This window comes from Symploca atlantica LB2515, assembly GCF_052546295.1.
In genome coordinates this window covers 5,624,611-5,648,163 of record NZ_JBQWMT010000001.1, presented here as the reverse complement: position 1 = coordinate 5,648,163, position 23,553 = coordinate 5,624,611, and the positions used below count along the sequence as shown (strand labels likewise).

At 44.0% G+C, this 23,553-nt stretch carries 17 protein-coding genes; 10 read left to right on the top strand and 7 right to left on the bottom strand.

Translation table 11 applies throughout. The features are described from left to right. Positions 1 to 7 precede the first annotated feature (7 nt). Entirely contained in the window at positions 8 to 1,366 is a 1,359-nt protein-coding gene (locus ACT7WV_RS23430; protein ID WP_445105188.1) for a proton extrusion protein PcxA, read from the bottom strand. Positions 1,367 to 1,482: 116 nt separating this feature from the next. On the opposite strand from ACT7WV_RS23430, the gene ACT7WV_RS23425 reads away from it, so the two are divergent. Further along, positions 1,483 to 3,762: a recombinase family protein gene (locus tag ACT7WV_RS23425; RefSeq protein ID WP_445105187.1), complete on the top strand. Its 2,280-nt coding sequence runs from the start codon at positions 1,483 to 1,485 to the stop codon at positions 3,760 to 3,762. Positions 3,763 to 3,785: 23 nt separating this feature from the next. Here ACT7WV_RS23425 and ACT7WV_RS23420 read toward each other — a convergent pair whose 3' ends face one another. Both ACT7WV_RS23420 and ACT7WV_RS23415 read right to left on the bottom strand, forming a co-directional pair. Beyond that, positions 3,786 to 4,976, bottom strand: a complete 1,191-nt coding sequence (locus tag ACT7WV_RS23420; protein WP_445105186.1) for a serine/threonine protein kinase — start codon at positions 4,974 to 4,976, stop codon at positions 3,786 to 3,788. A gap of 48 nt (positions 4,977 to 5,024) precedes the next feature. Further along, positions 5,025 to 6,491, bottom strand: coding sequence for a serine/threonine protein kinase (locus ACT7WV_RS23415; protein WP_445105185.1), 1,467 nt, complete (start codon positions 6,489 to 6,491; stop codon positions 5,025 to 5,027). A gap of 186 nt (positions 6,492 to 6,677) precedes the next feature. Here ACT7WV_RS23415 and ACT7WV_RS23410 point away from each other — a divergent pair, with 186 nt between their 5' ends. Beyond that, positions 6,678 to 7,343, top strand: coding sequence for a TraB/TrbI/VirB10 family type IV secretion system protein (locus ACT7WV_RS23410; RefSeq protein ID WP_445105184.1), 666 nt, complete (start codon positions 6,678 to 6,680; stop codon positions 7,341 to 7,343). A gap of 218 nt (positions 7,344 to 7,561) precedes the next feature. Here the strand turns inward: ACT7WV_RS23410 and ACT7WV_RS23405 are convergent, their stop codons facing one another. After that, the gene (locus ACT7WV_RS23405) at positions 7,562 to 8,767 is read right to left on the bottom strand and encodes a phosphoglycerate kinase (protein WP_445105183.1); all 1,206 of its coding nucleotides are present in this window, start codon (positions 8,765 to 8,767) and stop codon (positions 7,562 to 7,564) included. A gap of 188 nt (positions 8,768 to 8,955) precedes the next feature. On the opposite strand from ACT7WV_RS23405, the gene ACT7WV_RS23400 reads away from it, so the two are divergent. The 3 genes from ACT7WV_RS23400 to ACT7WV_RS23390 all read left to right on the top strand — a co-directional run bounded on the left by ACT7WV_RS23400 (position 8,956) and on the right by ACT7WV_RS23390 (position 13,136). Beyond that, complete coding sequence (locus tag ACT7WV_RS23400; protein ID WP_445105723.1) at positions 8,956 to 9,369, top strand: universal stress protein; 414 nt, start codon at positions 8,956 to 8,958, stop codon at positions 9,367 to 9,369. 26 nt (positions 9,370 to 9,395) lie between these two features. Then, complete coding sequence (gene ylqF, locus ACT7WV_RS23395; protein WP_445105182.1) at positions 9,396 to 10,253, top strand: ribosome biogenesis GTPase YlqF; 858 nt, start codon at positions 9,396 to 9,398, stop codon at positions 10,251 to 10,253. Between the two features lie 1,089 nt (positions 10,254 to 11,342). After that, on the top strand, positions 11,343 to 13,136 hold the full coding sequence (locus ACT7WV_RS23390; protein ID WP_445105181.1) for a PAS domain S-box protein: 1,794 nt from the start codon (positions 11,343 to 11,345) through the stop codon (positions 13,134 to 13,136). A 377-nt stretch (positions 13,137 to 13,513) separates the two neighbouring features. Here the strand turns inward: ACT7WV_RS23390 and ACT7WV_RS23385 are convergent, their stop codons facing one another. Continuing rightward, on the bottom strand, positions 13,514 to 16,927 hold the full coding sequence (locus ACT7WV_RS23385) for a methyl-accepting chemotaxis protein (protein ID WP_445105180.1): 3,414 nt from the start codon (positions 16,925 to 16,927) through the stop codon (positions 13,514 to 13,516). 107 nt (positions 16,928 to 17,034) lie between these two features. Further along, on the bottom strand, positions 17,035 to 17,349 hold the full coding sequence (locus ACT7WV_RS23380; RefSeq protein WP_445105179.1) for a hypothetical protein: 315 nt from the start codon (positions 17,347 to 17,349) through the stop codon (positions 17,035 to 17,037). Positions 17,350 to 18,212: 863 nt separating this feature from the next. Between ACT7WV_RS23380 and ACT7WV_RS23375 the strand changes: the two genes are divergently transcribed. From ACT7WV_RS23375 to ACT7WV_RS23355, 5 genes are all read left to right on the top strand, one after another. Continuing rightward, positions 18,213 to 18,725 carry a DUF4347 domain-containing protein gene (locus tag ACT7WV_RS23375; RefSeq protein WP_445105178.1) on the top strand — a complete coding sequence of 171 codons (513 nt, stop codon included), beginning with the start codon at positions 18,213 to 18,215 and terminating at the stop codon, positions 18,723 to 18,725. Positions 18,726 to 18,743: 18 nt separating this feature from the next. Then, on the top strand, positions 18,744 to 19,100 hold the full coding sequence (locus tag ACT7WV_RS23370) for a hypothetical protein (RefSeq protein ID WP_445105177.1): 357 nt from the start codon (positions 18,744 to 18,746) through the stop codon (positions 19,098 to 19,100). Positions 19,101 to 19,268: 168 nt separating this feature from the next. Continuing rightward, a complete protein-coding gene (locus ACT7WV_RS23365) occupies positions 19,269 to 21,494 on the top strand; it encodes a hypothetical protein (protein WP_445105176.1) in 2,226 nt (741 codons plus the stop codon). Positions 21,495 to 21,556: 62 nt separating this feature from the next. Further along, on the top strand, positions 21,557 to 22,525 hold the full coding sequence (locus ACT7WV_RS23360) for a TRAFAC clade GTPase domain-containing protein (protein WP_445105175.1): 969 nt from the start codon (positions 21,557 to 21,559) through the stop codon (positions 22,523 to 22,525). A 71-nt stretch (positions 22,526 to 22,596) separates the two neighbouring features. Continuing rightward, the gene (locus tag ACT7WV_RS23355) at positions 22,597 to 23,382 is read left to right on the top strand and encodes a hypothetical protein (protein ID WP_445105174.1); all 786 of its coding nucleotides are present in this window, start codon (positions 22,597 to 22,599) and stop codon (positions 23,380 to 23,382) included. On the opposite strand, the gene ACT7WV_RS23350 is transcribed toward ACT7WV_RS23355, so the two are convergent. Next, the gene (locus ACT7WV_RS23350; protein ID WP_445105173.1) at positions 23,372 to 23,542 is read right to left on the bottom strand and encodes a hypothetical protein; all 171 of its coding nucleotides are present in this window, start codon (positions 23,540 to 23,542) and stop codon (positions 23,372 to 23,374) included. The genes ACT7WV_RS23355 and ACT7WV_RS23350 overlap by 11 nt on opposite strands. Positions 23,543 to 23,553: the final 11 nt, after the last annotated feature.

Genomic DNA, 23,553 nt, shown 5'->3' with positions numbered 1-23,553 from the left:
TCGATTTTCATTCATTCATATTTCGGTAAGTAGCTACAGCCGAAGGCGAGATTCTATTGAGATAACGGAAAATCCAATACTTAATTACGGAGTCTAAAATTACAGGAAAGGTAGCAATAAACAGGAAGATAAAATTGCGGTTGGCTGGTATCCCCAGATGTCGTGATATCCCTTCAAGAATAACTTCCCAGCCGTGGGGAGAGTGAAAACCTACAAACATATCGGTAAACAAAATAATAATAAAAGCCTTAGCACTATCGCTTAGACCGTAGACGATATCATCCATAAAAGATTTTAATATAGTGATATCTTTTTTGCTATTAAAGATAAGCAGAGCAAAAGCACCAAGCCCAAACACGTCTGCTAAAATATTTTTAAGGGCATTAGCGCTTTGATCGCGGTACTCTTCTGCTATTTCTGCTGCTTTTTCCTTCAATTTTTCTTCTTTTTCTTCCTGAGAAATTATTGGAGCTACCCCAATTAAAGTTTGAAATTGAAGCCTTTCTTCAAATTTATGTAACTCAGAGAAAGCTTCTTCTTCCATTTCAAAATTGATAAAAGGTTCGCTACTACTTCTAAAATCTTCAATTATTCTAGCTTGAGAAATCACAGCTCTGGTAACTTGCTGTGTTAGAATTGGAATAATAATTAGAGTCAGAAGAAACTTGATAGAAATAATCGTTTTTAGCTTGGAATTGCGAAAGTTTTTTACAACTTCTTCCTCAGCATTTGGGTCTAACTCTTGTTGAATTCTATTAACTGTTCCCAAAATTGATCGAGGGAGTATACCTGTTTTTTCGGTAATTTTTTTACTGCTAGACACTACTCCCTTCCTGTTCTCTGTATTTTCCGGCAAATATCTTGTTGGGCTATTGGCAATATTGCTAAGAGTTTTGTTAATTTTGGGTGCGGCAACTTTAGTTTGAGAGAGAGGTATCAGTGAAGCTGATGGTTTAGGCGGCTCGACTTTTGAGTACTTGCCTATAGTTTCATCGATGAATCTTAACTTTTCAATAATGACCGACTGCTGTTCATCTAATGGAGATGATTCCTCTTGGCTATCGAGTGACTCCGCACGGAGAGTAGAAACCATTCTTGTATCAGAAAGACCCAACAAGGAACGGCTAATCTTAAACTCCGTCAGTCTAACCTGGGCAGCCTTCAAGTATTTGTTCCGCTCAGCCTTAAAATAGGAAATGACGCTATCACTATAGTTACTAGTGTTAGTAGATATTTTTGTACCATTAAAGTGTTCGTCCTCAATTGATTTAATCATTAGAGCTGCTTGATACGCCTGCTCTAAAGCTCTTTCAGGCGTGTCGGATAACCAGCGATTAGTAGCACGGAAGATAGATCTAAACTTCATCAGAAGTAACCGATTTCACAACAGAATGTATTCCGGCTTTATCTGGTATAGACTAATACCAGAAGCTTAAAGTCCAGTGTACGTGGTATATTAACAAATTTACGAAAAAAGAATTCGTGTTTGATAGTTCAATCTGGGTAACAGGGAACACCCGCAGCGGTAAAACAACTCGCCTGATTAGTCAATTCTGTCAGTGGGTTGGAGGAGAATTAGGCTTTTCTAACCAAGCTGCCAGTTCAAGTTCAATAGAGCGAAGCAGCCTTTACCACAGCGCTCTCAAGAAACAGGATGCAGTTGCTCAGCTCCGGTTCAGGGTTAATCTTAAACAAGCCCCAGCGATTTTAGTTTTTGCGGCTAATGATGATAATCGACGTGATTTAGCCAAACGACTGACGACGGCGATACAAGGGAAGTATCCCATTTTTTCTAAGACACCTCTAGGCTTCTTTCAAGATGAAGTAATTCTATTTTGGCCGCTGTTAATTGAGCAGTTACATCTCAAAGCACAATTTCCTCTCAGGTTGCACCCAGAAACTGAGCAGGATTTGGCAAAACAACTGTGGCGCTCCGAACTAGACAAACTTAGTGTACAATTCCTAGGCACAAACGAGGAGCAAAGAATTCGCCGACTCCTTGACCTGTTACAGTTGGCTGGCGTAAGTGGAACCCCGATTGAAGATATCCCCAGCATGCTTGAAGAAGGCCTACTGCAGCAGGAAGCTTTCCATTGTCAGCCCGAACTTTGGGGCTTAATTGGGCAGCTACTCCTTGACTGGAGACACTGGTGCCTAGATAAGGGATTATTAACTTACGGTATTATTTGCGAGCTTTATTGGCGTTACCTTCTACCAGACCCAACTTATCAGCAGCATTTGCGTAGTCGTTACCAAGGATTGCTAGCAGATGATGTGGATGATTACCCCGCAATCGCCAGGGACTTATTTGAAGTTCTCTTAGATCAAGGTGCAGTGGGAGCCTTTACCTACAATCCTCAAGGAAAAGTGCGCTTGGGTCTTAATGGTGATCCCGAATATTTGGCAGGTATAGCAGCACGCTGTCAGGTAGAAACCTTAACCAACTCAACAACTGCTTCGTTGGCTGATGATTGGGGAGAAGTTGTGGGGGAATTTATCAAAGAACCTACCTTTGCCCTTACCTTGCCAGAATCCGTAGTCTCGATGCAAACTACCTCCCGTGCCCAAATATTGCCGCAGATAGCTGAGGTGATTACTAAAGCAGTCAAATCTGGGCAAGTACAGCCACGGGAAATTGCCATCATTGCTCCTGGTTTAGATGCCATTGCTCGTTACACCCTCAGAGATCTTTTGAGTCGCCAAAACATACCTATAGAACCCCTTAACGAACAACGACCCCTAATTAGCTCGATGACGATTAGAGCCTTGCTCACATTGCTAGCGCTGGTATATCCTGGGTTGGGGCGCTTAGTAGACAGAGATGCGATCGCTGAAATGCTAGTAGTTCTCAGTCGAGAACCAGACACTTTAGCCAGCAACCCAAAAAACTCTTCACCTCCTACTCCCCGCATTGACCCTGTCCGTGCTGGTTTATTGGCAGACCACTGCTATTCCCCCGACCTGGAACAACCTAGTTTACTACCAGTGGCATCCTTTGGGCGCTGGGATCGTCTAGGGCATCGCGCGGTAGCTGCTTACTCAGAAATTTTGCAGTGGCTGGAGATACAGCGCCAGCAACACCAACAGCGTTTGATTCCCTCTGTCCTTGCCCTTCTCGACCGAGCCATTCAAAAGTTTTTGTGTAATGGTAGCAATCTTCCCTACGACCAGTTGGCAGCGCTGCGGGAACTGATGGAAACGGCTCAACACTTCTGGGAAGTAGAGGGACGCTTGCGTCAAGAATCAACGGTGAGTAGGTTGAATATCGAAGATTTCACTCAAACTAACCTGGAAGCTACTAACCGGCAACAGGCAAGCCAAACTATTGCCCGATTTATTCAGCTGCTACGTTGTGGCACGGTTACCGCCAATCCCTACCCCGCCTGTCGGTTAATGACAGCTCAAGGAAATGCCGTGACTCTGGCAACAGTCTTTCAATACCGTGCGGCTAAAAGCTTCCATCATTGGCACTTCTGGCTGGATGCTGGTTCCCAGTTGTGGAGTCTCGGTGGTGCTGCTAGCCTCTTCGCTGCTCCCTTATTTCTCAAAGAATGGTCAGGACGCCCTTTGACAGAAGAAGATAAAATCCGTGCTGATGAAGAACGACTACAGCGGATTTTGCGTGATTTATTGGGTCGTGTTGATCAGCGAGTCTACCTCTGCCACAGTGAATTAGCGGTGAATGGCACTGAGCAAAATGGCCCGCTGGTCAGTTTAGTGACGACTGCGGCGCAAGGGACTACTGAATCGGCTGTCCGTTGAAAAAGTTATCTCGTCCTGAGTTTTTACAGCTTGAGGAGAAATGTCACTAGTAAAGCTAGATGTATCAAAGCAAGTGGCATCCCAATTAGTCCAGCAATTGCCCAGCCTCTTTGATGGGCTTTGAAATGTTCGACGCTGCGCCATTTTCTACTTTTCCAAGCCCATTCATTGCCCTTGGCACCCAGCACAAAAGCCATGATTTGACCAACTTGAGGCACGAAAACTATTAATCCAATCCAAACTTTGTTAGTAAAAAGCCAGAAGTAAGGTATGAAAAAAGCTCCCCAATTCCAACCTTTGATTTCCTCCGGTACTGGCACTTGATCATTAAAGACACCACCCTGCCCTGAGTTGTTAATAAAGGCGGCTGGTGTTGGTCTGATTATGTGGCTGGCTTTAGTGTGGCTGAGTCCCATCCCTGACTCCAAAGCCAACAGAGCCTGATGAGCATTCTTAAATCTTTGCTCTGGGGCAGGTTCCGTTAGCTTTTGAAGCCAGCTAATCAGGTCAGGAGTGAGATTTACTCGCTCTTTAAAGCAAATCCGCAAATTTTGTTGCGGTAGGTCACCTGGTGCAGTACCTGTCAGCAAATGAATTAAGGTAGCACCTAAGGCATAAAGGTCTGATGCTGGTAGAGCTCTGCCACCAAACTGTTCCATGGGGGCATAACCATAGGTTCCCACCACCGTGAAGGTTGTGCCTTCTTGTGCCGCCCGGTTTTGCACTGCTCCGAAATCTACTAAATAAATCTTTTGATCTTCGCCCCAAATCAAATTGCTGGGCTTAATATCGCGATGTAGGACTGTAGGATTCAATTGATGGAGAAACTCTAAAATATTTAAAATCTCCACAGCAATTTGGCGAATTTGCTTTTGAGTAAATCGCTTGCCTTGAAGTAATTGTTCTTTGAGTGAAACCCCAGGAATATACTCCTGCACCAGACCAAACCAGAGTGAACTTTCATCAATATGAAAATAGTCGCGATACTTGGGAATTCGGGGATGATTGAGTTGTTTGAGGATCTGCGCTTCCCGTTCAAATAGTCTTAAATCATCCCACTGTACCTCACCACCAAATGCCAGCAGTTTGACAATTACTAACTGGGCTGGTGATACTTCCGTATCTTCAGCTAGCCAGGTTTGACGTCCTGCATGATGTCCCAGTTTTTGCTTGAGCTGGTAGTGTTCGTTTAATATCTGTCCTGCTTGCAGCATCTGGCCCTAGATTCCTTAAGCGGCTCATGTATCTAATTTAGCCAGAATTCATTGACGGCTTAACCAAGCTTTAATTTCGTTAACCAACCACCGACACTCAAGATTGCTTAGTCCTACCCCAAAAGAGTATTGCTCTTTGTGAGTTTGGATAGCTACCATATCTTGCTTTGACCCATTTTTGAGAGGATCTAATGTGTTAGGTGTAGTGCTAATAGCTTTTTGAAAAACGTCTTGAATATCTGTAGGGTGACCCTTTTGTCGATAATAACAATATTTGAAAAATCGCCACTCCAAGGTAAATGAGTCTTTACGAAAACGGAGACGATTTGGTCCTAGAGCAATGAAGCCTGACAAAATAAGCTTTTGCGCCCCGTTTCCTACTACAGCTAACCCTGACAAAGCAAAAATCAAGATCACCAGATTAACTTCGCGAAATCCCCAAATCAGCCCCACTCCAAAGATTAAGGTGAGTACTAAGTTGAGGGCAGTGAGTAGTAGTCCTCTAGTGCTTAAAGCTAAATAATCAGGCAAAGACCGCCTGGTTCGAGGTAGATTAATAATTAACTGCTGTGGAGATGAGGATAACTCCACGCTACTGCCAGGGGGCTGAGGAATTTTTGCTAGCGCTTCTTGAGATGAAACACTACTGCTATTGAGGGTTTCCAGTGCTTGCCGCGCTGTAGGAAATCGCTCTTCAACGTCAGGATTGGTCAGTTTTTCAATCCATTTCACCAAATGGGGGTTTAGGCTGAGGTGTTCGGTAAATTGAATCCGCATCTGATGTTGTGGCAAGTCGGCAGGGGAAGTGCCAGTCAATAAATGAATTAGGGTTGCTCCTAGGGCGTAAAGATCAGAGGCTGGTACTGCTCGTCCCCAAAACTGCTCTAATGGCGCATAGCCACTACTTCCCACCACTGTGAAGGTTACGCCTTCTGCTGCTGCGCAATCCTGCACTGCGCCAAAATCTACTAAATGCACCTGTCCATCGTCTGCCAAGATCATGTTACTCGGCTTGAGGTCACGGTGCAGTACCGGGGGACTTAACTCGTGCAGATAAATCAGAATCTCTAATAACTGAGTGGCAAAACTGCGCACCTCTTGCTGTGTAAAGTGTTGACCTTGATTAAGTAGCCACTGCAAAGAGGAACCAGCAATGTAGTGATGTACCAAGCCCAACCAATATAAACCAGCGCCAGTTTGCTTATCTAAGGAAAACGCATCGCGATACTGAGGAATTCGGGGATGGTTGAGATTTTTAAGGATTTGGGCTTCGCGCTCAAAAAGCTTGATGTCGTACCACTGGATTTGAGGAGTAAAGGCAAGTAGCTTGACAATGACTGCCTCACAAGAGGGTTTGGCTTTCTGGTCAAACGCTAGCCAGGTTTGACGCCAAGGGGTGTTTCCTAATTGTTGTTGCAGTTGGTAGCGATTGAGAAGTAATTGTCCCGATTCAAACACAACCATACCCTCTTGGTGAGATACTCCCGACTCCAACCAGCTAGGTAGGTCGGCCACAGATTACTATTTGGATCCTACTTAGTTTACCAAGTCTCTAAAGAAGGGATGGAAAATGGGAAATAGAAGATATTATTGACAATAATTGTGCTTCTTACTATTAAGTAAAAATTGCCTTAAGGAACATTTCCACTATGGCTAAGTCTGATTAATTAATAAAGTTTATCTGCTGAGGGTGTAATTTTTATGCTGAGTTCCCATCGCTGGCAGTCCAGAACCGCCTTACTTGTCGCCCTAGGAATAACTTCAACGCTTGCTCTGCCAATTTTGAGCGCTGGGCAGGTGATGGCAAGTTCTCCACACTACACTGTTGGGCAAGCCTTCCCCGGTTCAACTCGGATCCTAATTCCGGCGGGAACACTGATTCCTGTTAGATACGAGGAGGGGGAGAAAATTATCGTCACGCCCGAAGAAACAGCGCCGATAACAGTGACAGTAGCACAAGACATTCGCTCATCAGCGGGAACAATCCTGATTCGGGCGGGTAGTAAAATTGAAGGTGAACTGCGACCAGCATTCGGTGGTACTCAATTTGTTGCCCAAGATTTGGTGCTCAAAAATAGTGATACTCCTATACCAGTTGATGCCAGTTCAGAGGTGATTACCGATACAGAGATCATCAATGAAAAAACTAATCCAGATATCCTCAGGGGTGCCGTTATTGGCGGTGCGGCTGGAGCTGTTATTGCCGAAATATTTGGCGGCATTGACCTAGGAGAAGTTTTGGCTGGCGCGGGAGCTGGGGTACTGGCGGAATTGCTTTTAAGAGGAAAAGAAGAAGTAGAAGTAGTTGTGGTTAACCCAGAAACGGATCTGGATTTAGAGTTGCAGTCTGATTTATATCTCAACTAGCGGTGAATCGTTGCTTAATAAGGCAGATTAGCTATTTGATCCTCTCCCCCAGGGGAAAGATGGGGGAGAATTCGCCAATAGAAAATTGAGATTATCAGCTAGATTCTAGTGTGTACATCTCAATTTTCTATCTTCCTTTAGCGGCCAAGAGCTGCAATTCCTCCTTGACCTAAGACGATAGAGGCTTCTCTTGACCGCTAAAATGGCAATTTGCTCAATTAAGCATCGTCTAGGGCTGTGATTCCTGGCAGTTCTTTACCTTCGAGTAACTCCAGGCTTGCACCACCACCAGTAGAGATATGGCTCATTTGGTCAGCAACACCGACTTTTTCCACCGCTGCTACTGAATCACCACCGCCAATGATTGTGGTTGCACCTTTTTTGGTGAGTTCCGCCATGGTATGGGCAATAGCTTCTGTACCTTTAGCAAACTGGTCAAATTCAAACACACCCATCGGTCCATTCCAGATTACTGTCTGGCAATCAGCCAAAGCATCTTGGAACACCTTGACTGAATCCGGGCCAATATCCAAACCCATCCAGCCATCGGGGATTGATTCAACACTGACGGTTTGAGCGTTAGCGTCAGCAGAAAAATTATCTGCCAAAATAACATCTGTGGGCAACAATAAGTCAACGCCTAGTTCTTTTGCCTTAGCTTCCAAGGACTTAGCCAACTCTAGCTTGTCCTCTTCTACGAGGGACTTACCCACACTCAAGCCACGGGCTTTGTAGAAGGTAAAAATCATGCCGCCGCCAATGAGCAGCTTATCTACCTTGTCTAGCAGGGTTTCAATGACACCAATCTTACTAGAAACCTTGGAACCACCAATAATCGCTGCCAGAGGCTTTTGGGGATTTTCAATAGCATTTTGTAGGTACTCTAGTTCTTTTTCAATCAAATACCCCGCTACGGAAGGTTTCAGGTAATGGGTGACCCCTTCAGTGGAAGCGTGGGCGCGGTGTGCTGTACCAAAGGCGTCGTTGACATAAACATCTGCCAATGCTGCCAGTTGTTTGGTAAATTCTGGGTCATTCTTTTCTTCGCCAGGATGGAAGCGGAGATTTTCCAACAGAGCCACCTGACCATTGTCCATAGCAGCAATCTTGGCACCAACTGCCTCACCAATGCAATCGTCACATTTGACAACTGTTTGACCCAGGAGTTCTGAGAGGCGATTAGCGACAGGAGTCAGGCGCAGGCTCTCCTTCACTTGTCCTTTGGGACGTCCCAGGTGGCTGCACATCACCACTTTGGCACCTTTTTTGATCAAATCTTGGACAGTGGGTAAAGCTGCACGGATGCGGGTATCATCGGTGATTGTGCCGCTATCATCTAGGGGTACGTTAAGATCAGCTCGCACTAATACCCTTTTCCCGGCTAAATCTGACTCAGATAAATCTGCTACAGTTCTTTTGGACACAGTTAATGATCTCCTAATTGCCTCTATCTGATGCTCTGCGCTCTAATCAGCAGCAAGCGCTATGTTATTGCTTAAAGGTTGCCCTTGAGATGCAAATAGACACAGCCTGAATCTCTTGATAAGTAAAAGTGATTCATACTCGAGCCCGTCCACATTTTACCGGAGTACGTGTCCCGGAGGTGCGTGCGATGTTCAATACAATTTTATTTCCCGTTAACGAAAGCCGAGAAGCCCTTGAAGCGGCAACTGTTGCCGCTGATGTTGTGCAAAAGTATGGTAGCCGCTTAGTACTGCTCTCAGTGCTAGAAGAACCTCTACCGGAAGCAGGAGTCCCAACTACCGAAGTGATCAACTCACCGGAGGCAATAGCAAAGCTGCTCAAAAATGCCCAAGCAATGTTTGCCCAGCAAGGTATCCCGGCTGAAACTTTGACTCGTGAAGGAAAACCATCCTTTATTATTTGTGATGTTGCTGACGAAATCGAAGCCGATTTAATTGTGATGGGCTGTCGGGGACTCGGTCTTACCGAGGAAGGCGCAGCCGAGAGTGTTACCAATCGGGTAATTAATTTATCTCCTTGCCCAGTTTTGGTTGTTCCTTAGGGAGTTGAAGTTACAACTCTGAGAAAATGATAATTCAGTGGTATCCGGGCCATATTGCCAAAGCAGAGCGCGAACTCAAAGAGCAACTTAAGCGAGTGGATGTTGTGCTGGAGGTGCGAGATGCTCGGATTCCTCTGTCTACAAATCATCCTCAAATGGCTCAATGGACAGGGAGCAAAGCCCGGATTTTGGTAATCAACCGTATGGATATGGTTAACTCGGCAGTTAGGCAACTGTGGGAGTTGTGGTTTCAAGAGCAGGGTGAGACACCCTACTTTACTAATGCCCAACAGGGTAAAGGTATTCGCCAGCTAACGCAGGCGGCGCAGGAGGCTGGGGTAGCAATGAATCAGCGTCGCAGCGGTCGCGGTATGCGGCCTCGTCCAGTGCGAGCGGTGGTTATCGGGTTCCCCAATGTTGGTAAATCAGCCCTGATTAACCGACTCTTAGGGCGACGTGTCGTAGAGAGTGCCCGTCGTGCGGGTGTGACGCGCCAATTGCGTTGGGTACGTATCTCTGACCAAATCGAATTACTAGATGCCCCTGGTGTGATGCCAGCCCAATTAGCCAATCAGCGGAAAGCTCTCAAGTTAGCTATCTGTGATGACATCGGTGAGGCGTCTTACGACAATCAGCGGGTAGCCACCACCTTGATTGAATTACTTCAAGATTTGGAGTCCACGGCTGATTTTGATTTACTACCGAAATCTCCTCTAGAGAGTCGCTACGAGCTTGCTCCAGCTTCCTTGACAGCAGAAGAATACCTGCAAGCTTTGGCTGCTTATCGTCATCAAGGAGATGTCGAGCGCACTGCTCGACAACTGTTAAATGATTTTCGCAAGGGCTTACTGGGCGCGATTCCTCTGGAATTGCCACCTATGTAACTTAAGGCAGCTAAGAATTGTACGGTTACTTAGTAGGATAATCGGGTTTGAGTTTCAAAAAACTACAGTTGTAATACCCTGAGCAGTCGATGCTGGGGGATTTTGTTAACTTTTATAAATTGAGCAGGGGGTTAAACCCCTCATCATTCTAGACTGAGGTCTAGTAGATGCACCCTGACTAAGCGCCCCTCCGGGCGTTTTTTCTTGCAATTGGGTGAGTTCAGCGTGGCTTTACTGCTGATGCCTGATCGAGATAGTGCCGATGTTTTCTATTAGGAAGTACCAGTACTGCTAGCCTTAGTAAGGAATAAGTGATCTTGACTACTTAAAAGTAAAAAAATATACATTGCTCTGTAATTTTTATCCACTGATTTGTCATGACTTGACTATATTATTTACGGGCTTTTAGGAGGATCTGTATTAAGAGAGTCAATCCTAAATCAACTGAAGTTGATTTTAAAGTTTTTGCAAAAAAACCTGCAAAATATAGCCTTTGAAGATTTATCTTGCAGATTAAATAGCAAACCGAGCCATTTTACGAATCAAACTGAATCGGTTTCATTCTTCTTAAATCGGTCATCAGTTGGGAAAATCGGGTACTTAGTAATACAGGTATAATATACTTGTAATTAATGAAAATATACGTATATACTAGAACTATTCCATTCCAAGTCAGGGAGCCTCCGGGCCTCATTTCCGATTCTCTTAATGGAAGTGCATAAACTCTGCCTGATGCTGTTGTATTACTTGCCCTCAGCAAACGGCACAGGTATCAAGAGGTGTGCATGAGGATCACGATCCCCAAAGCAGGCATCTCACCTCTAATCGGGAATAATCAGATACTGCTCTGATTGTCAAGGTTATAGAGTCCAACTACCGAGAAAAGCGTCTACCTAATCCACTGGTACGAGGACTTATCAGAAAAAAGAGGATAACCGCAATTTCACTGAGGTATCAGACGGTTATATCTGTAATGATCGAGTGGTATCCCTACTCTTATAACTTAATAACCTTAACTTCAGGTATCTTAGGGAGTTGAGCCTTGAGAGCGGTACTAATGACTTGCTGCGAATTTTTATCAATTAAACAATGGCCAGCAAAATAGCGACTTTTAGACTTCCAGAGGATTTGACTCAGGAGATTCGGCATCGGGCCGAAGCGACAGGTCGTGATCGAACAGCGGTAGTGGTTGAGGCTTTGAAGCAGACTTTTGGCTTTCCTGATGCCGAACCCCACACAGCTACGGTTCAGGAACTGCAGCAAGAATTAGATGAGTTAACCAAGAAAGTTACTGTTCTTAGTGAACAGCTGACTAAAGCTACTGAAAAACTAAATACACCCGACCTCAGCAGTCAGACTAGCCGATCACTTGAGCAAGTTATTCCCTCCCAGAGAGCTTTAGGTATTGCCCACTCTCTTTTACCTAGAGAAGCTTTCTGCACTCAGACGATTGGTCTAGATGAAGGAGCAACCTCATCTAGAGTGGTGCTTCAGCAAGAACTAGAAGCAGAAATTGTTCAAGCAGCAGCTCAGGATTCTGGAGAGGTCAGTGAGCCAGATAAGTTAGAATTGCAAGAACTAACAGCTAAAATATCGCAACAAGCGAGAATATTTGACCAAGTACTCTCAGCCTGTCCAGATCCGATTTGGGTATTCGACAGGGTGGGAAGGTTCACCTATGTCAACCTGGCGACTGCTCAGTTGTTGGGATTGCAGCAGAGTCAAATTTTGGGTAAGACATGGCAGCAGCTCAATATACCACTCGAAGCGATAGACCCAATTAACAACCAGCGTGAGGTAGTCTTTGCTACAAAAAGACCGCTGACGATTGAAGTTAGCTATCCGACCATTAATGGTATCCGTGACTATGAGTGCATTCTGAGTCCGATTGTCGCCGAGGTTAGTAGCGTCGAAGCGGTAATTTGCACGGCTAGAGATATCACTGAGCGCAACCAAGTAGAAGAATCTTTAAGGGAATCGGAAGCTAACTATCGTCACTTGTTTGAATACGCTAACGACTCCATCTTTATCATTGACTTGTCAACTAGTCGCGTTTTAGACGCCAACCAGAATGCTTCCAGAAGACTGGGTTATACCCGCAAAGAACTTCTCCAGCTAAAAACCAGTGACATCGATGTACCAATCACTGAAGAGCGCCAAAAAATGATTAACCAGCAAATGCAGACAACTGGCAGCATCATTTTTGAACACGCTCTACGGCGTAAAAATGGCACACAAGTACAAGTAGAAATCAGCTCACGGATTATTGAGTACCATAATCGGTTAGTTTCTCTGAGTTTTGTCCGTGATACTACTGAGCGTAAACAGTCACAAGAGCGCCTGCGCTTACTAGAGTCAGCTTTTTTCAGTGCCAATGATGGTATTTTAATCACCGAAGTTGAGCCACTTGACGAACCGGGGCCGAAAGTCGTGTATGTCAACCAAGGCTTCACCCAAATGACTGGCTACCTTCCAGAAGAGGTAATTGGCAAGATGCCGCGTATTCTAGAGGAGAATGCTCAAAACAGTACTCAGTTAGCTCAAATTAAAGTCAAACTGATGAAGCGGGAAGCCGTGTGCGCTGAGTTGATTGACTACCGCAAAGACGGTTCTGAGTTTTGGGTTGAGCTAAATATTGTACCGATTGTTGATGAAAATGGCTGGTACACTCACTGGATGGCAGTGCTGCGTGATATAACTGCGCGCAAACAGAGGGAAAGTTTATTCTTAGAGAAAGAACAACAACTAGGCACTGATCTTTGGCAAACTAATACGCTTCTGCAAGCAGAGATTGCCATGCACCAGCGCACCAAAGCGGCTCTGCGTGAAAGTGAAGAAAGATATGCATTAGCTATCAGTGGAGGTCAGACTAAAAGAAACTAGAAACTCAAAACATTGAGACGAATAAAACTAGTTTATATAACAATCCTAGATGCATTGTGGAAACTACCTGTTTTACCTATTGTCCATCTGTAGTTCATTTTTATGATTAATTATTGAAGACTGCTATGGCTTAACAAATTGTTTTTTTGTTATTAGTCATTATTTTGTCTAGTGATAGCAAATTCTAGGTGAATAACCCTTGATTATCTAGTTCACCTTAAGTGGACTTTTTTGTCTAGCCTTGACTGAAAGTCGCTGGGGCAAAAAGGGGTTTACAAAAGCGGATTGGGTATCAGTAGTAAAACTAGGGAAGCGACACAATTAACCATAGCCTATAACCAATAATCTAGGTTGATAAGATGCACCCGGCTACCATTTTAAGCCTCAGTATCAACGTTAAAAGTACCAACAGAGTCTTGAAGTTCCCGCGCAATTTCGGCAGTTCTTTTTAAAGAGAAAGAAACCTTGCTAGAAGAATTAGAAGTGCGCGTTGAGGCGTTAGCAATCTCATGCATCAAGCTACTTACTTCTTCCGAAGTTTGTATTTGAGACACCGTTGCCTCTGAAATTGATTGCACAAGCAAGTCAATGTGGCGAGATACATCAAGGATTTGACCGAGACTCTGCTTAGTTTGGTCAACTAAATGTGTTCCCTCAACCACCTGTGTGGTACTTTGTTCCATCGCTTCAACCACTTGAGCTGTTTCGAGTTGAATACTATCGACAATCTGTTCAATTTCTTTAGTGGCTGCTGCCGATTTTTCGGCAAGTTCACCTACTTCCTCTGCCACTATGGCGAAACCCTGACCCTCTTCGCCTGCACGAGCAGCTTCAATACCAGCATTGATGGCTAACAAATTGGTTTGCAGGGCAATTTTGTTAATTAGCGAGACTACCTTGGAAATCTGTTGAGAGGACTCGCCCAAGCGCTTCACTTTTTTCGCCGTCTCAGCAACCATGGTGCGCAAACTTAAGATATTCTGTACCGTGAGATCCATGGTCGCTTGACCAGCTTCAGCAGTGCTAGAGGCGGTGCTAGCTACAGCAGCAGCCTGGTGCGCACTCTGGGCCACTTTTTGGATAGAGAGCGTCATTCTTTGCACTGAATCTAGGGTGCGAGTCGTCTCCTCAACCTGTTTGAGAGCTTCCTCAGAAAGTTCATGCATTGCTGCTTCGTCTTCCCCAATGGCAGTATTGACCTGAACTGCCGATTGTTTTACCCGCATCACAATTTCTCGCAGACTCTCAATAATGGAATTGAAGAAGTCGGCCACAGTGCCAATTTCACCAACTGTCACATCCGCTCTGACGGTTAGGTCACCTCTAGCCGCCCCTTCCACATCATCGAGTAGTTCTAGTAGTTGCAGTTGCAGTGCTTCTTTTTGCAGACGTTGCTCGGCAAAAGCCGCTTCAGCCTCTTGGCGTGCTGCTTGTTGCTGCTCTAGGAGATGAGCTTGGTCTAAAGCAGAGCCAACTTGAATCGCCACTTGCTTGAAGAAGCTGATTTCTGATTCTTGCCAGGGGCGTGGGGTAGAACACTGATGTGTAACTAGTAAACCATGTAACTTACCGTAGGCCAGAATGGGGGCAACCAAATTGGCTTTTACCTGGAAGGGTTCGAGTTGATTCAGGTAACACCGAGTTAGACCAGACTCGTAAATGTTATCGTTGGCTGACACTAGACCTGCTTGATACTTCTCAACATATTTATTGGCGAAACAGGGGTCAGCAATATTCGTGCCTAGAGACTCAGACCAACCACGACCAACAGATTCAGCAACAATAGTTCCTTGCCAGTTTTCATCAAAAAGATAGACAATTGCTCGGTCTGTTTTCAGGGTGGAACGAGTGCCTGCAAGAGCAGCGTTGTAGATGTCTTCTACTTGGAAAGATTCCCGGATACGAGAGATAATCTCATTGAGTTTTTGGGCGCGATTAGCTTCAGATTCTTTCTGAGCAATGAACCTGAGATTAGTTAAAGAAAGCCCCACTTGAGCAGCTAAATTCCTGAGAAAATCTATTTCCGACTGTTGCCAGATACGAGTACTAGAGCATTGGTGGGCAATTAGTAAGCCGAGTAAGTCCTCACCAGAGACGATTGGCACCACTAAATTAGCTTTGACTGACAGTTGCTCCAGCAACCGCATGTGTTCCGCAGAATAGTTAGTGTCCTGAACATCATTGGTAGGAACAACTCGCCCATTTTTGTACTGCTCAATCAGTTCTTTGCTGATGCAAGGATCGCTAATTTGGTAAGAAAAAGCTAAGGGCCAACCTGGCTCAACAGCTTCGGCAATAATCGTGCCGCTAAAGTCCTGTTCAAAGGCATAGACTACTACCCGGTCTGCCCCTAACTTTTTCTTGGCTCCTTCAACGGCCCGGTTGAAGATATAGGCGCGGTCTTCTTCCGTGGCAGAGTAGATGGCAAGGTCGGAATATAACCGCACTTGTTCAACGTAGGCTTGTTGTTCTTCAATAAGAATCTCTAGTTGGTCTGCCATGCGGTTGATGTTAGAACCCAAGACGGCGACTTCGTCTTCTCCAACCACATTTAGGCGGGCGTCAAGTTTTCCTTGACCCAGTTGTTTGACCACCTTAGTTGCAGCTAGTAAGGGCATGGTGCCACGTTTAGCTAGATAGGCTGCAATCACACTGACTAATAATACTGTTAAACCAGTCCCCAGGGTTAGGGCCAAAATTAATTGTCTTTGCGCTGCAAAAGCGATCGCTGTAGGCTTAGCAATTGCGGCTTCCCACCTCAATTCTGGCAAGCCTTCGAGGTTTCCCAACGGTGAGTAGGCTAACAAATCTTGCTGTTTGTCCATCTGATTAGTAGTCACCAAACTGTCTGGCTGCCCTGCTGTTCGCAGTTGAGCTAAATCAGGGAAAACTGTCTTGGGGTTTTGATTGAGTTTATCCGTTTCTTTCGCTACGAAAATCTGTTCACTAGAGGCATCGATTAAATAATATTCTTTCCCATCACTGCCAAAATTTTGAATTAACTCTTCTAGAGATTTGACTGGCAGACGCGAGCGAATTACAGCAATTGTCTCGCCTGTAGATTGGTCTTTAACTGGTGCAGCCAGGTAAATAGAGAGTTCTCCAGAAGATTGAGAAATCATCGGATTGCTAATAAAAGGCTGATTGGTTTTGATAACAGCCTGGAAATACTCTCGATCACTGTGATTGCCCTGAACTTCTCCTCGGGATTTGGCAATCAAGTCGCCCTTAAGATTGAATACAGCAATATTGTCATAGAGGTTAAAAGCTTCTATATAACTGTCTAGAACCGCCTGCTTTTCTGCTAAAGAAGTTGCTTCATTTAGCGTCGGACTGGTGAGGATCGGTAGATTAGAAAGTACCTGAATATCTCCGTAGCGATCGCGCATGAAGCGTTTGACTTTGTCTGCCATGTCAATGGCGTAGAATGTTTCAGTCTGAGAAACTTGTTTTGTGATTGATTGGTTGGCAAGTTTGTAGGCAGTGACTCCAGTTAATAGCACTGGTATCGTGCCAAGGGCAATGGCAATAGCTGTGGCTTTTTGCGTTAAACGCAGTCCCTGCCACCAACGAACGCCAGATTTCTGAGGCAGATTACTGCTAGTTGGCAAAATCTTCCGCTGAAACTGAGTTTCTTTTTTGACCAAATCAACTGGTAAACGAGCTGGATAATCTTGAGAGTTGCTGTAACCATCAAAACTATTTAGCTGTTCGCTATTTAGGTAGTTATTTCCTTGTCCATTCATTTTTGGAATATAACCTTTTGGATCTGGATCAAACTTAGTGGTCATGAAAAATTTCCCTCGACGTGATGGTAAATTAGCGAAATCCTCAGATTTGGCTAAGCAGGTTTATTCATTATTAGTGGTATATAGAGGAATTAGCGTCAGAAAAGCTGCTAAAGCACTCGTCTGCAGACTACACTAGCTGCGGCAACACCTCCCCCAGAGGCGATAACAGCACCGACTGGACCTCCAACTGCCTCGCCAGCTACAGACATTTCAATTGCCACCGCTAAGATACAACTGTCTAAATCTTCTTCTGAATCCAGTTGAGCATCCGGATGATCATCTTTCCATGTTTGAGCTAAAGGAATTGCCAGTTTTTCTAGTTGATTATTAATGCCAAGGTCTTGCAATTCTTGGTGTGATAAGGAACGAGATTTAACGTGATGCAGATCACGGGAGTTTCTTTGTGATTTAAATAAGCTCATAAACTGACTACCTGGAAAACACCACATTCAGGAAGAATGAAATTGAAGCGGGAAAAAGATAGATAACCCTGGTGGTGTCCAACCCTTAGAAGAACTTAAGCTGGCAAAAGTAGTTGTTAGCTACTGCTTTAGCTCTCTAGTGAGGTGGCGTCTGTAAAACGTAACGTATTACCCGTATTACAGCTTTCCTCATCATAAGACAATTCAGTAATTATTAGCAACACAATAAGTGGGATTTATCAAGTCTTCATAGATAGCTATTGGGGACATAACAAAAAAGTAACAAAATGTAACAAGCCCCAAGTTCCTCACATTTCAACTGTCAACAACTAGCCTGTAATGTTAATGACAAATCATCAAAATATATTTAACAATAGTTTAAGCTGTATTTAACTTTAATCCAAAGCTAGATGTCACTTGTTTATCAAAAACTTTGTTATATAAAGCTGGTGCGAGGAGTTTTTATTATTGAAAATCTCTCAAATATCTATAGTATTTAAAGCCCAAAAACTAAGTTTTTTTTAGTTAATAACTGAAAAAATCATCATAATTTTGGCAAAATTAGTCTCTTTTATTTAACAATATATCATTAACTACACATATCGAAAATAAACTTTGCTTGCAACACAACCCTTTAAAATAAGGCATTCCCAAGTCATTTATGAAATAGCCAATATGGCTTGAATCCCAAATTATGTAATTAAAGGTTTGCTCCCGCAGTACTTTTTTTCATAAATCAAATGTCTTGTGAATCACATTTACCTTTTTTTTAGATTTATTATCCTTATTTTGGCAATTTACTCTCCGAAATTTTCACTTTTGTCGAGTTAAATCAGGAGCATTCCAGAAGTAAATATGCAACTATGCAAGAAATCAGGGATGCTCAGACCGACCCAATTGAGAAATTGACTAATCCTGGCAGAAAGTTAAGGCACAACCGACCTAGGAACAACTCGCCTACTTCCAGCACAATCCTTTTCATTGACCCAGCTTTTGACGGTTACCAAAGCCTAATCAACAGCGCTAATCCTGAAACGGAAGTCGTTGTTCTAGATCCCAGACTCGATAGCGTAGAGCAAATAACTCAGGCATTGGCAGGACGCACTGGTATTACTCGTTTACATATTGCCTGTCACGGTGACCCTGGTAGCTTAGAACTCGGTTTCCGGCATTTGGGTTTGGGTGAATTGGCACACAAGAGAGTAATGACCTGTTTGCAGCAGTGGCGACAAGCTTTAAACGCAGACTCTGAACTGCTGCTGCACGCCTGTCAGGTAGCCGCAGGGCCAATGGGCAAAGCTTTTGTACAGCGTCTACAGCAGTTAACTGGTGCTAAAATTGCATCTGGCCCGCTGACTAGCGGAGTTGCTAAGTAAGTGGTTAAAAATACATTAATGATGAATTCCTTATTAGAATTAGAGCCTTCCGAAGCTGAAGACTTTACGTTTAATTTGACCAACTTACTTAATGAGGATGGAGGATTTTGCTACTATCGCCTAGAACATCGATTTAGTGAGGAACACCTAACCCCACAGACTTTTTCCCACCCTCCTCGTTCTCCTCAATCCCACAAACTTTGTGCTGTCAATTCAATATCGCGCACTGCTTCGCCAGGGTCAATGCACCTCTCAAAACAGAGAGAAGATCAAAAAGAGTCGTTGTGTCAGGTGAAAATAAGAAAGAATATTGCTGCTCTCAAAGGAGAACAGGATGCCCCTACTCCCTTGGATGATTGGTTTTTTGTGGGATGATCCCCTCTCAAATAAGCGTATAAGACTTAACTTGTTTAGGTGAGTGGTGCTGGCATTAGCGTTAGTCATCGTGAGTAAAGTACCGAAGATAGCAACGCTAGCCGCCTCTACTAAGCTTTTCGCTAAGCTCTAACTATACCCTCCAAAAGTGGTTAAAGAGCCTGGCCCATGAACACAAGTAGAACAGCGCGTATTGCCGGAATTATTGAGAAGCGCCGACCCCTGGCTCAAAAAATTGCCAGTGTTGAAGCAGTGCTATTGTCCCTTACCAAAGCACTGCGCCACCTAGAGGAACATCGTAACCAGTTACTAGCCAAGCTGGAGAACCAAACAGCTACTGGACGCTTACAAGAAATTGACTTTTTAACAATTAGTTTTAGCATTGCTGCTGAGTTAGAAGCATTAGGCAAGTTAAGGGTGCGCTTGGCTCGTAATACACTCAACCTGGGAGTTGTCGGCAGAGCACGTCAAGGCAAGAGTCGCTTATTGCAAAGTTTAACCGGACTGACAGCAGCAGAAATTCCTGATGGCGATCGCCAACACTGCACTGGCGTTCGTAGTACAATTCATCACAACCCATCTGTAGAAACCTATGGCGAGGTTTGGTTCTATTCAGAACGCTCCTTCTTAGAGCAAGTAATCAGCCCCTACTACGAGAAGCTGCGCTTGGGGGCTAAGCCAATCACCTTAACAGAGTTTGCCAGTCAGCCCTTACCTTCCTTGCCCAGTGACCTTCCAGGCTATGCTGAGCCAGGGGCAATGTATGAGCATCTTGTCAGGTATCACACACATCTGGATAAATATCAACCACTGCTTGAGGCTAATTCACCCCGCCGCATTGCCAGAGACGAAATTCGAGAATATGTGGCACAAGACACTCCCGATGGTCGGCGTGTCTTTTTTAATTACCTAGCAGTAACAGAAGTCAAAATTGTCTGTAAATTCCCTAATTCTCAAGTAGGGCAAATCGCTTTAGTTGATATGCCCGGTTTGGGTGATACTGGCGTGGGTGACGAAGAGCGACTGATGAGAATTCTGGGACAAGAAGTTGATGCAATACTATTTATGAGGATGCCCAAGTCATCGGGAGATTACTGGGCGGACGTGGATGTAAAGTTGTATGACACAGCGCGGGCGGCATTAGTTGACCTACCGATCAATCAGTGGTCTTTCATGATTCTCAACCGCACTAATTCTCAGGCAAAAAATGGGGACAATGCCAATAATTGCCAAGATTTAGCGGATACGATTACTGACAAACACATTAGGGTTGTTGAGTGTATTACAGCGAACTGTGCTGTTCCCAAAGCAGCCAATCAGTTACTTGACCAAGTCCTGGATTACTTAGCAACTAACATCACCGCACTAGATCAACAGTATGCTTCTTCCTGTCAGGAACGCTTACTGCAACTCCATAGTTCAATTAAAGCTGAGTTAACTAAAGCTCGTTTAGCCTTGGGTCAAGCAACACCCCGCGATACATGGTTCGCGTTATTTGTACAGCTATTTGATCAGCTATGGAGTGAACTTACTCAGGGTTTAGAAGGTTTACTAAGAGCACTCAGACAACAGCGCAATACCCAAGATAGTGACTTCAAAAAACAAGTAGTGATGGCTCTAGAAACATGCCGTCAAGACACAGGTATTCCCTCAATTGAAGAAATCGAAACAAGACGCGATCGCGTTGGTGGTTATCCTAATGCTTATTACCAATATTTAAACGAAATTCGTGCTCATCTGTCGCAGCATTTTCTCTCTCTAGATGACGGACTCAAGCAGTCAATAGAACGAGTAAAATCTCAAGTGGCAGAGGTGTTAGTTGAGCAGGGACATTTGGGAAAACTAACAGACTACCGAGGAACTGAGTTTATTGATCAGATTACTAGGCAATTACCGGAAACCCTGAGCAGACTAAAATTAGGCTTTACGATTCTCTCTGAATTCGACTTATCCTATCGGGGACTAATTCAACACCGAATTCGCCGACATTTAGACGGACTGACACCGGATGAAGCGACGCTGACTCTTTCTCAATCTCCCTGTGCAGCAGAAGTTTTGGCTAACCTGAAAACGCTTCATGCAGAAGCAATTTACGGCTGTGAGACGGCTTTAGAAGACTTGCTCTCTGAACCCAGTCAAGCAGCATTTGCCATTGTAGAAGAGTTTGTTGATCGGGTGCTGCGGGCAGAAAATGTCAAACAGGAGTGGCGAATTTTCTTAGAGGAAGTACGCGGCGAAGTATGGCCTACAGAATTTGCACTATTAGGCGATCGCACTCGCAGGTTACGGGAGTGGTTAAACTCAGTAGAAGAGGCGGCGAGTACTAATCAGTTAGACTCAATGCAATTTTTGGAGCTTGTGGGAAAAGATTTGGGCAACTTCAGAGCAACCTAGACTTTTTGACCAGTAGAGTAGCTTGTTTAATTGGCTCTTAGTAACGCAGCAAGGAAAGTTTGATGCACGAAGTTAAAATTACAATGCTTGGGCCTAGTGGCGTGGGTAAGACGAGTCTTTTAACTGCGATGTATGAGCAGTTTGAAAGCAATATCGGCAGAACTAATCTCCAGATTATTCCTGACTTAGAAAGCTCAGCAATTTTGCAAGAACGCTTAGCGGAACTCAAAAGTCTTCCCGATAGTTTTGAAACTAAGGGCTGGATGAGCAGTACAGAAAATTATCGCTCTTTTCTGTTTGAGTTAGGGAAAAAGGGGTCTAAGCCATCTCTTAATATTCACTTCCAAGACTATCCAGGCGAATGGCACGAATCTAAAAGCTCTCTTGAAAATAAGGAAATGATTGAGAGTTTTATTAAAGAATCAGCAGCAGTAATTATTGCTATTGATACGCCAGCTTTGATGGAAAAAAACGGTCAGTGGCATACTAAAATCAATAGAGAACAACAGATCACAAGTTTGTTTAAAAAAGCCTATGGAGATTTAGACTCACCACGGTTAGTGATCTTGGCTCCTGTACGGTGTGAGAAGTATCTGCAGAGTGCAGAATCTACTGCTGAGCTATTGCGACGCATCAAGGAAGGATATGCTAAATTACTTGACCTTTTAAAAGTGGAAAATCTGCGGACTAAAGTAGCCGTGGTTGTTACACCTGTTCAGACAGTGGGTACTGTAGTTTTCTCGCGAATTGAGATGATTGATGGCAAACCGCATTTTGTTTTTCGCAAAACCAGCCATGATGCTCAGTATAATCCCCAGGATAGTGAACAACCTCTACGATACTTATTAAGGTTTTTGTTAAGACTACATCTAGATACACGTCAGTGGAAATTCTTCAATTTTCTCCGCGATTGGTTGGGTTTAGATAATGACCTGAAAAGAGCAGTTTACGAATTTGCTAATGGATGCAAAACCACTGGCGGATTTGTACTATTGCAGGGAGAAACTTTGCTGAACAATCCTAAAAGCTAAGTAAGATATTAATTCTACATAAATATTGATTCCCACCTATTTTATCTCTTCTCCAAAGGAAGCAATAAAAAATGGAAATTTATGTCCAAAGTCGCGGTTTTTCTCAAGAGGATGGTTATCGTTGGCTACCCCAAATGCCATCTATTATTAAAAATAATCGGATAAACGATTTAATTCAGAGTGAAGCTCCTTCCCTAGTACTGGCTAGATACGATGGTAAGTTACTGCTGCTAGTCACTAGTTTACAAGCAATTGAGCGCAAAGATTTTCGCGATCGCTCAGTTCGCAATTCTGTAGCCTGGGTGGTTCAAGACTCTGAAGAAAACGAGCAAGTTTTACGGATGATTGCTATTCGTGCTTTACGAGACTGGGAATCTCTGAGGAAAGATATTGACGAAACTGTGCAGTTTGGCAGTGAACACGGGTTTCAAGTTTTCTCTGAAAAGATTGAGCTGTTGGCAATAAAACAGCAAGAATTACTTACTAGTAGAAATCTGGAATATGGCGGAGAGTCTTTTTATAAAATCAGCAAAAATTCTGAGGAGCGCCAAAAAGAATTAGCAAACTTACTGGAGGAATATTTTCTGCCAAATGAGGAGGGTATATTAGTAGTTGTCACGAAAAACAAAGCAGAAGAATCTTTGATTAAGGCACGGGTTTGGCGGGGTTTATCGAGCCTAGTGAAATCAGAGAATTGGCAAGTTATAGGAGATGGAATTGCTCGCCATGGGGCTATAGCGCCAATACTGAATGCTCAACAAAATGATAATCAACTACTAGACGGAAAAATCTTACCTCTAATCATACTTGCTGCTACGGTGGCTGGGATAATGATGTTGCTGGGAATTATGTTTTAATTAGTTGGATTTGCTGGTTGCTTATTTTAGTCTGCAAATCTGTGATACTTGGGTTAAGCGATCGCTTGATAGTATTCTCTCCAATTTCCTGAAATACTAGGAAAACAAATTTCAGACTGGTAATGCGACGATTAGTCGTAAACTGTTTTACTGCATTCATGACGACTCAAC